This window comes from Enterobacter pseudoroggenkampii, assembly GCF_026420145.1.
Lineage (GTDB): Bacteria > Pseudomonadota > Gammaproteobacteria > Enterobacterales > Enterobacteriaceae > Enterobacter > Enterobacter pseudoroggenkampii.
In genome coordinates, this window is the sequence record NZ_JAPMLV010000001.1 from 1275779 (window position 1) to 1288934 (window position 13156).

At 49.3% G+C, this 13156-nt stretch carries 14 protein-coding genes; 4 read left to right on the forward strand and 10 right to left on the reverse strand.

What is annotated here, in order from left to right:
• Positions 1-97 precede the first annotated feature (97 nt).
• Complete coding sequence (locus OTG14_RS06275; protein WP_267214741.1) at positions 98-523, forward strand: VOC family protein; 426 nt, start codon at positions 98-100, stop codon at positions 521-523.
• A gap of 271 nt (positions 524-794) precedes the next feature.
• Here the strand turns inward: OTG14_RS06275 and OTG14_RS06280 are convergent, their stop codons facing one another.
• Positions 795-1088: a DUF6966 domain-containing protein gene (locus OTG14_RS06280; RefSeq protein ID WP_061715348.1), complete on the reverse strand. Its 294-nt coding sequence runs from the start codon at positions 1086-1088 to the stop codon at positions 795-797.
• Positions 1085-2623 (reverse strand): MFS transporter, encoded by a 1539-nt coding sequence (locus OTG14_RS06285; RefSeq protein ID WP_061715347.1) that lies wholly within the window; start codon positions 2621-2623, stop codon positions 1085-1087. Before OTG14_RS06285 ends, OTG14_RS06280 begins: the two co-directional genes overlap by 4 nt.
• Positions 2624-2798: 175 nt before the next feature.
• Here OTG14_RS06285 and OTG14_RS06290 point away from each other — a divergent pair, with 175 nt between their 5' ends.
• Positions 2799-3659, forward strand: a complete 861-nt coding sequence (locus OTG14_RS06290; protein WP_248272121.1) for a LysR family transcriptional regulator — start codon at positions 2799-2801, stop codon at positions 3657-3659.
• 194 nt (positions 3660-3853) lie between these two features.
• A complete protein-coding gene (locus OTG14_RS06295) occupies positions 3854-4153 on the forward strand; it encodes a hypothetical protein (protein WP_157189069.1) in 300 nt (99 codons plus the stop codon).
• Between the two features lie 109 nt (positions 4154-4262).
• Here OTG14_RS06295 and OTG14_RS06300 read toward each other — a convergent pair whose 3' ends face one another.
• From OTG14_RS06300 to OTG14_RS06315, 4 genes are all read right to left on the reverse strand, one after another.
• Positions 4263-4595, reverse strand: coding sequence for a DUF6678 family protein (locus OTG14_RS06300; protein WP_157189070.1), 333 nt, complete (start codon positions 4593-4595; stop codon positions 4263-4265).
• A gap of 87 nt (positions 4596-4682) precedes the next feature.
• Positions 4683-5258: a hypothetical protein gene (locus tag OTG14_RS06305; protein ID WP_267214742.1), complete on the reverse strand. Its 576-nt coding sequence runs from the start codon at positions 5256-5258 to the stop codon at positions 4683-4685.
• A 283-nt stretch (positions 5259-5541) separates the two neighbouring features.
• Positions 5542-6021 (reverse strand): hypothetical protein, encoded by a 480-nt coding sequence (locus tag OTG14_RS06310; protein ID WP_157189072.1) that lies wholly within the window; start codon positions 6019-6021, stop codon positions 5542-5544.
• Positions 6022-6250: 229 nt separating this feature from the next.
• Positions 6251-6652, reverse strand: a complete 402-nt coding sequence (locus OTG14_RS06315) for a cell envelope integrity TolA C-terminal domain-containing protein (protein ID WP_267214743.1) — start codon at positions 6650-6652, stop codon at positions 6251-6253.
• A 298-nt stretch (positions 6653-6950) separates the two neighbouring features.
• Here OTG14_RS06315 and OTG14_RS06320 point away from each other — a divergent pair, with 298 nt between their 5' ends.
• The gene (locus OTG14_RS06320) at positions 6951-8672 is read left to right on the forward strand and encodes a SulP family inorganic anion transporter (protein ID WP_024909105.1); all 1722 of its coding nucleotides are present in this window, start codon (positions 6951-6953) and stop codon (positions 8670-8672) included.
• Between the two features lie 134 nt (positions 8673-8806).
• Here the strand turns inward: OTG14_RS06320 and OTG14_RS23740 are convergent, their stop codons facing one another.
• The 4 genes from OTG14_RS23740 to ynfE form a co-directional block, all read right to left on the reverse strand.
• Positions 8807-9031 (reverse strand): hypothetical protein, encoded by a 225-nt coding sequence (locus OTG14_RS23740; RefSeq protein WP_024909104.1) that lies wholly within the window; start codon positions 9029-9031, stop codon positions 8807-8809.
• A 247-nt stretch (positions 9032-9278) separates the two neighbouring features.
• Entirely contained in the window at positions 9279-9848 is a 570-nt protein-coding gene (locus tag OTG14_RS06330; RefSeq protein WP_267214744.1) for a hypothetical protein, read from the reverse strand.
• 156 nt (positions 9849-10004) lie between these two features.
• Positions 10005-10619, reverse strand: coding sequence for a Tat proofreading chaperone DmsD (dmsD, locus tag OTG14_RS06335; RefSeq protein ID WP_267214745.1), 615 nt, complete (start codon positions 10617-10619; stop codon positions 10005-10007).
• Between the two features lie 93 nt (positions 10620-10712).
• Positions 10713-13151, reverse strand: a complete 2439-nt coding sequence (gene ynfE / locus OTG14_RS06340; RefSeq protein WP_267214746.1) for a selenate/tellurate reductase subunit YnfE — start codon at positions 13149-13151, stop codon at positions 10713-10715.
• Positions 13152-13156 lie beyond the last annotated feature (5 nt).

Sequence of the window (13156 nt, forward strand, 5' to 3'; positions counted from 1 at the left end):
TAAATCTATAGTTTATTGAGTACAGTTTTATTTCATCGGCAGAGCAGCCTCCAGGTATAATGTCCGCTCAGATAAACGGCAAAGAGGGTGTGATAAGATGCTGACATATATCACCATAGGTACAAATGACCTTCAGCGCTCCGTGGCGTTTTATGACGCTGTTTTTAGAGTGCTTGGCTATTCACGTGTGCCTGCCTGGACAGAAGGTTGGGCAATGTGGGGAGATGAAAATAATACGGAGGAGGGTTTCAGCTTCTGTATTTGCCCTCCTTTTGACGGGCATACCGCAACGGCGGGAAACGGGACAATGTTCGCATTCCGTGCCGATAACGCGGACCTTGTCAGACGGTTCCATGCGGCAGGCCTCCTTGCGGGCGGGAAGAATGAAGGCGCGCCGGGTACACGAACCGCGTACGGACCCGATTTTTATGTTGCCTACCTGCGCGATCCTGATGGGAATAAGCTGGCATGTGTTTGTCAGCATTATTCTCCGGAGGCAGATGAGGATTCAAAGGAACAATAGTTTCTCCATGGATGAAATTTAGGATGTTTGGCGGTGACTAAATCAGCCGTGTAATAGGGCGTTCCCTACGAGTAATCTCAATTCAGAACACGGCTGGCGCAGTCCGCCTCTGGCTCGATGCGGACGATCTGACTGTGCTTAAGGTCCGCAGTGAGCGAAAAGCGGACCTTAGTGTTGTCCGCCGATTGGCCATGTTTCGGCGAGTCGCGTGGTATTCCGTACCGGAAACGTCGCCAGTACCTTACTGGCGCTGCTGGTAACGACGTTATGGTCAATCACCTGCTTTTAACAAGCCGATTGCATGGTCAAGTTGCTTGTAGAGCTTGTATCTCAAATCATCTAATGCGTCATTTTCTCGAATTAGAGGCAGCCCATTTTTATGGAGAACAATATCGTTAAATGATCCCATCCCGCCGTAAAGTTTTTTCAATGAATAAATGGATGATTCAAAATCAATATCGAGTTCGATCGCCAGTTTTTCAAATGTTTTTGCCCATGAATCCTCCTCATTGGAGGATAGTATTTTAATGATCTCAATTACTGTTTTCTTTATTTCATTTTTCATTTCCAGTCACCACTTCCAGGTATCTTAACGCCATTTTCTTTAAAAATAAGAAAACTGCATATAGCCAATATCCATACAGAAACTGAACCATAAATCATCACCCATCCGAAACCTTGAGATAGCGCTCCCTGGACAGTAGTACTGGAAATGTTCATAACTGGGGTGATCTGTTCCATCATCGTAATATTTCCTGCAGACAGCCCCTCAGCCAACTGACGCAATTGCGTGAAATCTGTTGCTCCTGATAATGTGGAACGAAGGTGGTCGGATATCCCTTCGACAAGAATAAACCCCATCAGTGCAATATTGATGGCAAGGCTGATCATTCGTGCGCTGATGTCAATGCCAGAAGCCATTCCAGCGCGCTCATTCGCCACTGAACCTGTTGTGGTATTCGTCACTGGCGTATTGGTAATACCCAGCCCAATACCCGCCAGCAGACATCCCGGCAGCATTGTTAACCAACTTGCAGACTCCAGGCTACTGCCCCATTTCATCAGAAGAAAACCTGCTCCTATAGTAAATAGCCCGGCCGGAATGACAACCTCTGCACGGTATCGTAGGGACAACTTTTCGCCCACTGGTGGAAATACCAATGTTGGCAATGTATAGGCCAATAGTGAGAGTCCTGCAGCGACATTGCTATAACCTAAAACATTCTGAAAATACAGTGGGATATATATCATGAAGGGCCAGAAGCTGAAGTTCATACCAACCGAACCGAGCAATGCTCCAGAGAAGCGACGGATACGAAACACCGAGAAGTCAAACATAGGCGCACTATTACTCCGTTCTGCCATGATAAAGATGACCAAACAGAGTAGCGTTGCACCGAGGAGAGTAATGGCAACAGGACTTATGAAGCCTAATGTGGGTGCCTGAGTGATGTACCAGACAAGTCCAAATACGGACAGTGACAGGAATACGATACCTTTGACATCAAGACTGCGTTCCTGAGGGTCACGAGATTCCTCAACCCCCATAAATACAAGTGCTAACGCGATAATAGCTATCGGAACATGAACGAGAAAGACCCATTCCCAACTTGAAATAGCGACAATTGCGGCGCCGATAATCGGACCAAAACCCAGCCCCAAGCCAAAAACAATGCCCCATGAGCCAAAAGCCTTTCCACGTGCCCCACTTTCAGTAAACTGATTGGACAACACTGCGATCTGGCAAATTAACATGGCTCCTCCCGCCATACCCTGCAAAAAGCGACCGGCAATGAGAACTGACGTATTTGTTGCCAGTCCGCAAACTAACGTCGTCACGCTGAATAACATCAGGCTGACAACAAAAAGGCGTTTGCGCCCGTAACGGTCAGCCAAAGTGCCAATAGCCATCAGTATAGCGGTGCAGGCGAGCGTATAGGCATTCATAATCCACTGCAATTCTTTGAAATCACTAAGCAATACTGTTTCAAGTGTAGGTAGTATCACTGGAATGCTTGATATTTCCAGACCGAACATCAACGAAGCCAGACAGACAGCCGCAAGAGTTAATGCGTTTTTGGCTGAGGGGGAGATGGTCATGGTGGTTCCCTGTAGCTTGAGATAGCTGAACATTAATTCCCGGCTTTAAAACAAGCCGGACATTATTATCATGAGGTGCAATTAATATTTGAGCTCTTATTTTGGCGTCATTGACGCTATGACGGAAATGATATAATTTCGTTACATTAATTAAATTTCATCATTAATCGTAGATATGGACTTTGACACCAATCTTTTACGGGCTTTTATCGCAGTCAAGGACACTGGGAGTTTCACGAGGGCGGCTCAGCGAATGAACCTTACCCAATCCGCCATCAGTCACCAAATCCGTCGCCTTGAAGAGCAGGCGGGCACGCCTTTGCTGATGCGAACGACACGTAGTCTGACTCTGACAGAAGATGGAGAAGACTTCGTTCGTTACGCCGATCAGGTTTTACGTGCTCAGGATGCTTTGGTCCGCCGTTTCCAGCGTTCCTCAGTCTCCGGCGTGGTGCGGTTTGGTGTGCCCGAAAACTTCATGGGAAATCGGCTTCCGCCTCTGTTGTCAAGATTCGCCCATCTTTTTCCGGATGTTCGACTTGATGTCACTGTGGATACTTACTTGAACTTGCAGTCAGAAGTCGATGCTAACGGGCTGGACCTGGCAGTGGTGATGTCTTTGTCAGGTAAGCACGATGATGGCATGGTGTTACGAAAAACACAGTTTGTCTGGGCAGCAGCGCGATCTTTTGAATATAAGTGTGACACGCCACTACCTCTGGCATTTGCTCCGGAACCTTGTGTTCATCGACAGATTGGAGTTAAAGCCCTGGACGGAGCCGACGTTAAGTGGCGTATGGCCTTTACATCACCAAGCCAGCAGGGATTGCGTGCTGCGGTTCTGGCTGGACTTGCTATTACGGCCATACCACATAGTGACCTGGAGCCGGGGATGACCGTTTTTGACAGACAATACGGTTTACCAGAATTGCCGACCGCTTACTTCACTCTCATTTGGAGTAGGAGGGGAAAGACTCCTTCCGCTATTGAGTTTGGAAATCTTCTGTATGAGATGGCAGGTGTTGTTTCCGAATAAAAAGTTCAGCTTGCCTGCTCCCCATTGCTCCACACAAACAGTTATTCGTTACGTCCCCTCCTGGCACGAAGCGGACAAGATGGCTAGGCTGAAGGTCTGTTGTGAGCGAGGAGCGGACATACTTGTACAAAGCATAGCGTCGGATTACAGTGAGGACATTGATTGATAAGTAAGTCGAATCAAAGCTGTAGCCAATGAAACAAAAACTTCGCAAACGTAACCAGGACTGGATATCAAGGCAATTGCAACGTGCGCACAAAGAGGAAATGCCGTTAAGTTTCTTTATTAACTTTCCCTCAATACGAGCAAGTTTGTGTAATGGTGAGCGCCTTAAACGGCGTGGTCGTCTCAAGCCGGACTGGGGTCGCGCGTTGTTTCATCAAGGATGGGGAGAAGGGCCGATGGTTGGGCCACAAGGCTCAGTGTATTGGTTTAACGGGTTTGATAAGGAACAATTACCTGTAGAATTGTTGCCACTGTGGAAAGATCTCTGATTGTTTAGAATTTGATTAAATAGCTTTCAGTGTAACGCCTCAACCACGCATAAGACAGCGAGGAGTAGAGGCCAATTCTACGCAAAGATTACAGTATTCCTGTTGGCCATTAAACGATATTGTCTAGTGAAAGATAATCTACATCGCTGACCGAATCTGCGTATCCCCAAATCCTATAACCGGTTGAGGTCTCCATTCCAGGGAGATGAATAGCACGAAGAATAGTACCTACCGTGGTATGCTGTTCAACCGTGTTGGTAAAAATATCAAGATACCGGATTTCCAAATAGCCACCTCCACTGAAATGGTAAAACCACTCGCCATCAAGTGCGGATTCATAGCCATTGAGAAGAGTGACTTTCCATAAGGGAGGTGATTCCATGCTAACCATTGCGACGCGGATCTCATTCCATTTTGTATTATTCATGCAGCTATAAAGCATTCGAACCTCCCAAGGTATGCTCCAGAAAGAATAACACGCACCTGGATAACAACGTCAGCGCTTGGCACTTTGCAGTCATGAGATTGCTTATACTGCTCGGACCAGAACCCAGGCCCAATCAGAGCTACAGAGAACACGATAGAAAGGTTTCACGCGGCATTTCACAAAATCAAGAATTTCTGCTTCGCTCCTCGCTGAGGCCCTAGAGGGGTAGCCAGGCCCCCAATCATCATAGAGATCATCGTATATGCGGTAAAACTGCCAGCAGATTTTGCTGAGGATACGAGAACCCGGAGATGAGTGAAACGCTGGGATTTGATGCAGCCGTAACTCTAATTCTTTGGAAGTCTCGGCATGCATCAGAAACCAAGCTTTGATCCTTAGCCACGTCATTGCACTAGCGTTAATGTTGGGCATAACTATGTTTTGTTCAAACATATATGCACAAAGGTAGCGCTCAATTTCATCTGAATCAGGACGTTTATCTAAATTGAGGGAGGCTAAAATTAACAATGATTCAGAACTTTTGCCGTAGAGTAGCTCTCTTTCTGCCCACTCAATGATCATCTTGTCATAATCATCGACGCGATAAGCCTCGAAAGATTCACCAAACGTTTTCAAACAAAGAATTTCGTGAAGGTCAAGTATGTATTTATTTTCCATAACGTCTTTCAATCCTTGTTGTTAAGAGGGGCAAGTGGTTGGCTTCGTTGAGACGATCCGGTGCAAATTGAGCGTACGCCATTGCCATCTTAATATCAGCATTAACATCCTTGCAAAACTACCGTTCCGCTATTAAAGAGTCTCCGGCACTCCAACTTCCGCTCCTGGCATAAAACTGACATTGCAGAAATAGTAGGTCAGTTTGGATAGAGGAGCGGAAGTATGCAATCGCTATCATAGCTGATGTCAGCGGCACGCATGTCAGCCCAAGAAATGTTGTCAGTTACTCTATCCAGGGGACAGGTTCACCAATATAGGTGTGTGTGCAGCAGCGGCAAGTTACTTTCACGTCCTTTCCCGTAATTGAAGGATTTACCTGTTGCAGAATTCCATTCTCATCAACAAACAGACCCGGATAAAAACTACTTTCGCCAATGCAGACTAAATCTCTTCGCTGATGCTCATGTCGTGCAACTAACCAGAATACAGGCTCGGTAGTATCAAGACGCCCACATACTTCACTGAATATTTCATCCCATGGTTTGCCAATGTGTTTGATCAGAAAATGAAACAATGGTGTGTAATCTCGGCCACGCTTCTGTCTGCCATGTATTGTCCCGCGCTTTGCAAGTAGCTCTTTTCCGACTTTTTTACAATTGCGCTCCCAGCGATACTCAGCACCAGGATTATTAGAATGGTGTCGTGTAGTGGTGTTGACGCTGCGATACAGCTTACGGGACTTATTCTGTTGATGAGTACGCATAGCTCGATCTCGGGCATCCTTTCTTTTGTGGGTCGGTAGCGCCTGCCGGAGCTAGATTCAATAGTGTGTGGCTGTATTAAAAACAACCATGCTTACAGACAGGTGCATTATGCTGAAATACAGTCCTACTGAAACTACCAAAAAATCCGCTCATGACATAAAGAGTACATGGCCTGAAGCAGCATGGCGGAGTTGAGCAAAGCGCGCCATTCAACACATAATCATGATGCTAGCCGCGCATGTCGAAGCCGGATTTTTGAAAATCTCTATAAACTTCTGGATTGCTGAAGGCCGGGAATTTGGCTTTATGGGCGGCTGATTTTATCGCTTCGCAATAGGCTCTATTGCCGTTACTGGTTGAGATGCTTAAAGGTGTGCCATCCTGAGCAAATTCCATATGCAACCTGCATTTTTTCCCTTTCCAGTTTTGTGGCTCTTCAATTTCGGCGTTTATTGCCGCCCTGATTGCCCGCGCCTGCGCGCCCCATTCATCCCGATCGTCCCAGCGTCCTGAACCGCAATTACCCGTTGCCGTGGTCTTATGGCAACCGGAAGGGTGTAGCGGCGCGCATCCCGCGGCCAGGTTCACCAGTATAGCCGCCATAGCGATTTTCTTTACTGCTTGAGACATTCCCACTTCTTACCCCGCAATCCATTTAAGCTTCAGTAATGTTTAAATATTCTTCCGTAATTCCTGGCCTCTTTTCAACTACCAATAACGGGTTACAACGTCGGCGACCTGGCTGCCGGTTCCACCTCCGACTAACCGTTCGTTTTTGAACTATGTTTAACACCAGTCAGAATAATAAAATGGTTAAGCATTTACAGGACCTGAGCGGCGGGGCCTCCGTCCGGAGCATTTGAAAGCCAGAACCTCACATAAAAGTGTGCCAACATCTCGTGGGTAATATTAATGTCCGGAGAATAACGTGGTCGGAAAGCTATTGTTGAACTACATGCCAGGGCTACAAAATTTGTTAGCCTACGATAAAAGCTGGCTAAAACATGATGTTAAAGCCGGGTTATCCGTTGCGGCTGTCGCGCTACCCGTTGCTATTGCTTATGCTGAGCTGGCGGGGGTTGGGGCAATAGTAGGACTGTATTCCTGCATTTTACCGATGATAGCTTATGCACTGTTTGGCTCTTCACGTCAGCTTATTGTTGGCCCTGATGCTACGACCTGCGCGGTGATTGCGGCCGTCGTGTTTCCTCTCTCTGCAGGTAACCCCGAACTGCACTGGCAACTGACGATCATCATGACATTGATGATGGGCGGGTGGTGCCTCCTTGCCAGTAAATTTCGCCTGGGCGCACTTGCCGATCTGCTTTCTCATCCCATTCTTACGGGTTTGCTGAATGGCGTAGCCGTGACGATTATTGTCGGGCAATTAGGCAAGGTTTTTGGGATTAAGCTAGATGAAGCGCAGGTTATTGAGAAAATAATGGCCTTGCCAGGCCGACTTTCGGACAGCCATTTATTAACGATAGGGATATCGCTTATAACGTTAATTATTTTAATGGTTATCAAAACGTACCGCAGCCAGTGGCCAGCACCTTTAATTGCCATTGTGATAACAACGGCACTGGTATGGGGGACATCTGCGCAACAGTATGGTATTGCCACTATCGGTGGGGATGGCTTCCAGTCTGGTTTACCCGTCGTTCACTGGGGGGCGTTCCAGCCCGGTCCGATGCGTGATTTGGTGATCCCGGCGCTGAACCTGGCGTTGGTGAGTTTTGTCAGTCTGATGCTGACCGCCCGCAGTTTCGCTGCGAAAAATGGCTATGAAATTAATGCTGATGCCGAGTTCCGGGCTCTGGGTATTGCGAACATTATGTCTGGGTTATCTCAGGGGTTTGCTATCAGTGGCGCCGATTCCCGGACCGCGGTTAATGATTCGGTTGGTGGGAAAAGCCAGCTAGTTTCCGTGGTCGCAGCCTTACTCATCGGTATTGTCGTGGTGTTTTTCACTCAACCATTACAATACATTCCGGTATCTGCGTTAGGTATTGTTCTAATGTATGCATCGTGGTCATTGATTGATTTACGAGGGCTATGGAACCTGAGGCGCAGAAATAAACAGGCATTTCGCCTGGCTTTCTTCACCTTTGGCTGTGTGTTAATTATCGGCGTTATCCAGGGGATCGGCCTTGCGGTGTTGCTTGGGCTGTTACAGTTCCTTCGTACGGTGTTTCGTCCCTCTGAGCACCTGCTGGGCACTGACGAAGATGGAATGATTCACTCGTTAGGGAATACCACCGATATTAAAATGGTTCCTGGCGTACTGATGTATCGATTTAACTCACCGTTGACCTATTTTAATGTGGCTTATTTTAAACGCCGGGTATTGAACCTGGTTGATGGTGCCGCTTTACAGCCTAAATGGGTGGTGATTGATGCCGTTGCCTGCTTCACCTATTCAGACATCAGTGTCCTGGCAACCATTAATGAGTTAAAGCGTGACCTGAAAGGTCGACAGATTAAATTAATCCTCGCGGGCAGGAAAACGGAATTAACACGCTGGTTTAAAGACAGTCGGCCAACAATGAATGATGATGACATGATTCTGGCGCCAGACCTCTACCTGGCACTTCGGTTCATTCAAAGTAAAGAGAGTGCGAGTGAGGGGGAATCAGTCGGTGACACATAACCAAATACTGGTTAAAGGCTTGTAACGCATGCTACTGGCAGGCAGGGAACCCTCACAATTTCTACCACCGAGGCTCAGCTACTGTTGGCCTGGACAGTGAGATGTTCCTTGCCTGTCTTACTTTCTTCTGCCATCTATCTCAGTAAAAACTGAATCAGCTGAACAAAGATATACACTGCCGCCGCCACTCGTATTGCCTGCCAACCCCATCTGAGATAGCGCCATTCATAGCGTTCTCTGGCATTAGCCTCTGCTATAGCGGAGTCATAACGCTTTTTTTTCTTTCTCCTGACTTCGTCTATTACCCACAGGATGAGAATAAAGATAATGATGGTTTTCTGAAATATGGGATTATCCACTAAAAATGACTCCGGCTTGCTCGCTGAAAAAGCAGAATAGATGAACAGCCGTCACGTATCCACCACTAAATGTGGGGGTGTGAATGAAATTTACCCTGATTCGATTTTGAGATGACCCTCCCATAGCCGGTTTCTCCGCTGTGAATGCGCAATCTCTGGTGCGAAGTATCAGGCTGACGGCTATAAGCAAGGAGCGGACCTTAAGTACCATTCATTTTCGCCGGAACAAAAATAGATAGGGTAGTGCCTACAAATAAATGAACTCATAATTCACAATGTAACTTCCAATATTATTCACACGTGCCGTTACCCACACCCCAGTCATTCCCTGCTTACGATGGCTGTGCAGATATTCTTTGTTTGTACAAAGCTTTATCCATCTGTTGGTGTTCTGATCTTTTAACCAGAGACCCGCTTCACAATGGCCATACTTACCTCTCGAAGGCCCCGGAAAGACAACCTCATATTCAGATTCATAGCCAATTATTTTGTCCGGGAAGAGATAGACATAAATATCATAACAATTTAAGCTCAATACAAAACCAAGGCAAAAGCCGCTAAAAAAAGCATTGGCAATATATTCTAATGTTTTGTTAAAAGTGCGCAGATAAAAAGCGCGCATAACAAAAATTGTTCCAATCAAAACGCCAAGTGAAATATATGTCATCCATTCAGGAACGGATTTTTTTAATATAGTATTATGGGAGATGCCAGATGCCCATGACATATACCAGAGCCATCCACCTAAAACGATGAATATCACGGCTGTAACAAGTAATTTCTTGCGTTTATCTTCGAAGGAATAATTTTTAGTCATGGTTTTGTTTTGTATGTATCAAACGAAAGTGTTGACCTTACCAGGAAAAGCTATTTTATATTATTAAATTCAATATGCCTCCTGTTTCGAGTTAAATTTTTTAAGCCTCCTCTTTTGACCGTAGCTTGCCCGCAAACCGCGAGCAAGCCACACCCCTTAGCGATACAGCGTCTTTTCCGCAACCGGAATAAGCAGCCCGGATCGCCAGTCCGCAAGCGTCAGCTGCGCAAGCTTACCCAGCGCGATATAAAACGGATGGTTGGCGTTCTCGACAAACACCGTCAGGAAGCGGGTGCTCCACGGCAGCAGGTGCCACGCCAGAAGCTGAGCGCACTCCGCCTCGCGGCCGTTCTCGGCCAGCCATGCCGCCAGCAGCAGTAATGTCCCGAAGTGATCTTCCGGTTCATTCTGCTGCATTTCAAATGCGATATTGTTCTCCCGCATCCACTGGCGCAGCGCGAGGGTCGAGTCGCCAAACAGCACGGATTCGCGGTCCAGCCAGACGGAGCCCCACGGTGGAGCGGGCAGGGCGTAAGGGCCAATAAACAGTCGTTGCCAGGCGTCCGCCAGCGGCTCATCGGCAGACGCGGCAAAGGTGTCGGCTACGGGCCGCAGCGTTTCCGGCGGCAGAGGCCAGTCCTGAACCCATTCGCCCGCAGTGAGGGCCTGCACCAGCGGCGCGGCCTGCTCGCTGTCTGGTGCGAAATAAAACAGCGCACCCAGCACCCGGGCGCTGAACGCGAACGATTCACGATGTGAGACGTCTTTCATTACATCTTCCTTGTTCGCGCGGAGGGTGTCCGCGCGACGGTGTTAAACGATCATACAAACCATAGAATAAACTACGGTCAAGCCATTAACCCGCTACACCTTCTCGATCTGTACCAGATTGGTGTGCTGCGGGTTGCCTTTCGCCAGTGGTGAAGGGCGGTGTGTGGTCAGGGTGTTGATGCATGAGCCGTAGTCGATACGATCGCCACTCATATTGGCGTCGTGCCAGGCGCCCTGGCCCATGGCGCTCACGCCGGGCATGATGCGCGGCGTCACTTTTGCTTCAATTCTCACCTCGCCGCGACGATTAAAGACGCGCACCGTATCGCCGTTCTTGATGCCGCGCTTTTCTGCATCGACGGGATTAAGCCAGACCTCCTGACGGCAGGCCGCTTTCAGCACGTCGACGTTACCGTAGCTCGAGTGGGTACGGGCCTTAAAGTGGAAGCCAAACAGCTGCAGCGGAAACTGCGCACGCTCGGGCGCATCCCAGCCGTCGAAGGTTGATGCGTAGACCGGCAGCGGGCTGATGGTTTCATCTTTTTCCAGCTCCCAGGTGGCCGCAATCTCCGCCAGCTTACTGGAGTATATTTCAATCTTGCCCGATGGTGTTTTCAGCGGATTGGCTTCCGGGTTCTCGCGGAATTTTTTATAGGCCACGAAGTGTCCGTTTGGATCTTTACGCTTGTAAATACCCATTTTTTTCAGCTCGTCATAGGACGGCAGTTGAGGGTCTTTTTCGAGCATTTTGGCATACAGGTACTGCAGCCACTGTTCCTGCGTGCGTCCTTCGGTAAATTTCTGATGAATATCCGGTCCGAGGCGTTTCGCCACTTCGCTCATGATCCAGTAGATCGGCTTGCGTTCAAACTTCGGCGCGGTCACGGGCTGGAGGAAAATCAGATAGCCCATATTGCCCGCATAATCGTTCGGAATGATGTCTTCCTGCTCGACGGTCATCAGGTCCGGCAGCACGATATCGGCGTACTTCGCTGACGAAGTCATGAAGTTATCGATGACCACGATCATCTCGCACTTGCTTTCATCCTGCAGGATTTCGTGGGTTTTATTGATATCGGAGTGCTGGTTGATGATGGTGTTGCCCGCGTAGTTCCAGATGAACTTAATCGGCACGTCCAGCTTATCTTTCCCGCGCACGCCGTCGCGCAGGGCGGTCATCTCCGGCCCGCGGGCGATGGCGTCCGTCCAGCTGAAGCAGGAGATTTGCGTTTTGACCGGGTTGTCCGGCAGCGGCATACGTTCAATGGTGATGGTGTAGGTTGACTCACGCGCGCCGCTGTTACCGCCGTTGATCCCCACCTTCCCAGTCAGAATAGGCAGCATGGCGATGGCGCGGGACGTCAGCTCGCCGTTTGCCTGGCGCTGTGGTCCCCAGCCCTGACAGATGTAGGCCGGCTTCGCGGAGCCGATTTCGCGGGCAAGCTTAACGATGCGATCCGCCGGAATGCCGGTGATGCGTGAGGCCCACTCTGGCGTTTTCGCCGTGTGGTCATCACCCTGGCCGAGAATATAGGCTTTGTAGTGACCATTAGCGGGCGCGCCTTCCGGCAGCGTTTTTTCGTCATAGCCAACGCAGTATTTATCCAAAAACGGCTGGTCGACCAGGTTTTCGTCGATTAACACCCAGGCAATACCCGCCACCAGGGCGGCATCGGTACCCGGACGGATTGGGATCCACTCATCTTCGCGCCCGGCTGCCGTATCGGTATAGCGCGGGTCGATGACGATCATGCGCGCGTTGGACCGCTCGCGAGCCTGTTCCAGATAGTACGTAATCCCGCCGCCGCTCATGCGCGTTTCCGCCGGGTTATTGCCGAACATGACCACCAGTTTGGTGTTTTCGATGTCGGACGTGCTGTTGCCATCGTTGCTGCCGTAGGTATAGGGCATCGCGCAGGCGATTTGCGCCGTGCTGTAGGTGCCGTAGTGGCTCAGAAAACCGCCGTAGCAGTTCATCAGGCGCGCCACCAGCGAAGCGTAAGGGGAGGAGCGGGTGATATTGCCGCCGACAATGCCGGAGGAATAATTAATATACACCGCTTCGTTACCGTATTTGGCCACCACGTCTTTCAGGCTGGCGGTAATGGCGTTCAGTGCCTCATCCCATGTTATGCGCTCGAACTTGCCTTCACCGCGTTTGCCCACGCGCTTCATCGGGTAGTTCAGACGGTCAGGGTGATTGATACGACGGCGAATTGAACGTCCGCGCAGGCAGGCTCGCACCTGATGGTTACCGTAAATATCCTCGCCGGTGTTGTCCGTTTCGACCCAGTACACTTCATTGTCACGTACGTGCAGACGCAGCGCACAGCGGCTGCCGCAGTTGACCGAACAGGCGCCCCACACCACGGTATCTTCAGGCGGCTGGACGGCGTTCTTCACCGCCGCGGCGGCGCTTTTAAGACCAAACGGAAGCGAGATCCCACCAGCGGCAAGCGCCAGAGAACCAATTGCGGTAGATTTCACGAGAGTTCGACGGCTAATTCCGCCGTGATGTTCAATATCGGACATGGCTC

Bases quoted from the DNA above. Each gene is read 5' to 3' on its own strand.
- OTG14_RS06310 (WP_157189072.1), bottom strand. From the start codon at position 6,021: ATGCGTACTCATCAACAGAATAAGTCCCGTAAGCTGTATCGCAGCGTC.
- OTG14_RS06280 (WP_061715348.1), bottom strand. From the start codon at position 1,088: ATGAAAAATGAAATAAAGAAAACAGTAATTGAGATCATTAAAATACTA.
- OTG14_RS06305 (WP_267214742.1), bottom strand. From the start codon at position 5,258: ATGGAAAATAAATACATACTTGACCTTCACGAAATTCTTTGTTTGAAA.
- OTG14_RS06300 (WP_157189070.1), bottom strand. From the start codon at position 4,595: ATGCTTTATAGCTGCATGAATAATACAAAATGGAATGAGATCCGCGTC.
- OTG14_RS06290 (WP_248272121.1), top strand. From the start codon at position 2,799: ATGGACTTTGACACCAATCTTTTACGGGCTTTTATCGCAGTCAAGGAC.
- OTG14_RS06285 (WP_061715347.1), bottom strand. From the start codon at position 2,623: ATGACCATCTCCCCCTCAGCCAAAAACGCATTAACTCTTGCGGCTGTC.
- dmsD (WP_267214745.1), bottom strand. From the start codon at position 10,619: ATGAAAGACGTCTCACATCGTGAATCGTTCGCGTTCAGCGCCCGGGTG.
- OTG14_RS06315 (WP_267214743.1), bottom strand. From the start codon at position 6,652: ATGTCTCAAGCAGTAAAGAAAATCGCTATGGCGGCTATACTGGTGAAC.
- OTG14_RS06295 (WP_157189069.1), top strand. From the start codon at position 3,854: ATGAAACAAAAACTTCGCAAACGTAACCAGGACTGGATATCAAGGCAA.
- ynfE (WP_267214746.1), bottom strand. From the start codon at position 13,151: ATGTCCGATATTGAACATCACGGCGGAATTAGCCGTCGAACTCTCGTG.
- OTG14_RS06330 (WP_267214744.1), bottom strand. From the start codon at position 9,848: ATGACTAAAAATTATTCCTTCGAAGATAAACGCAAGAAATTACTTGTT.
- OTG14_RS06275 (WP_267214741.1), top strand. From the start codon at position 98: ATGCTGACATATATCACCATAGGTACAAATGACCTTCAGCGCTCCGTG.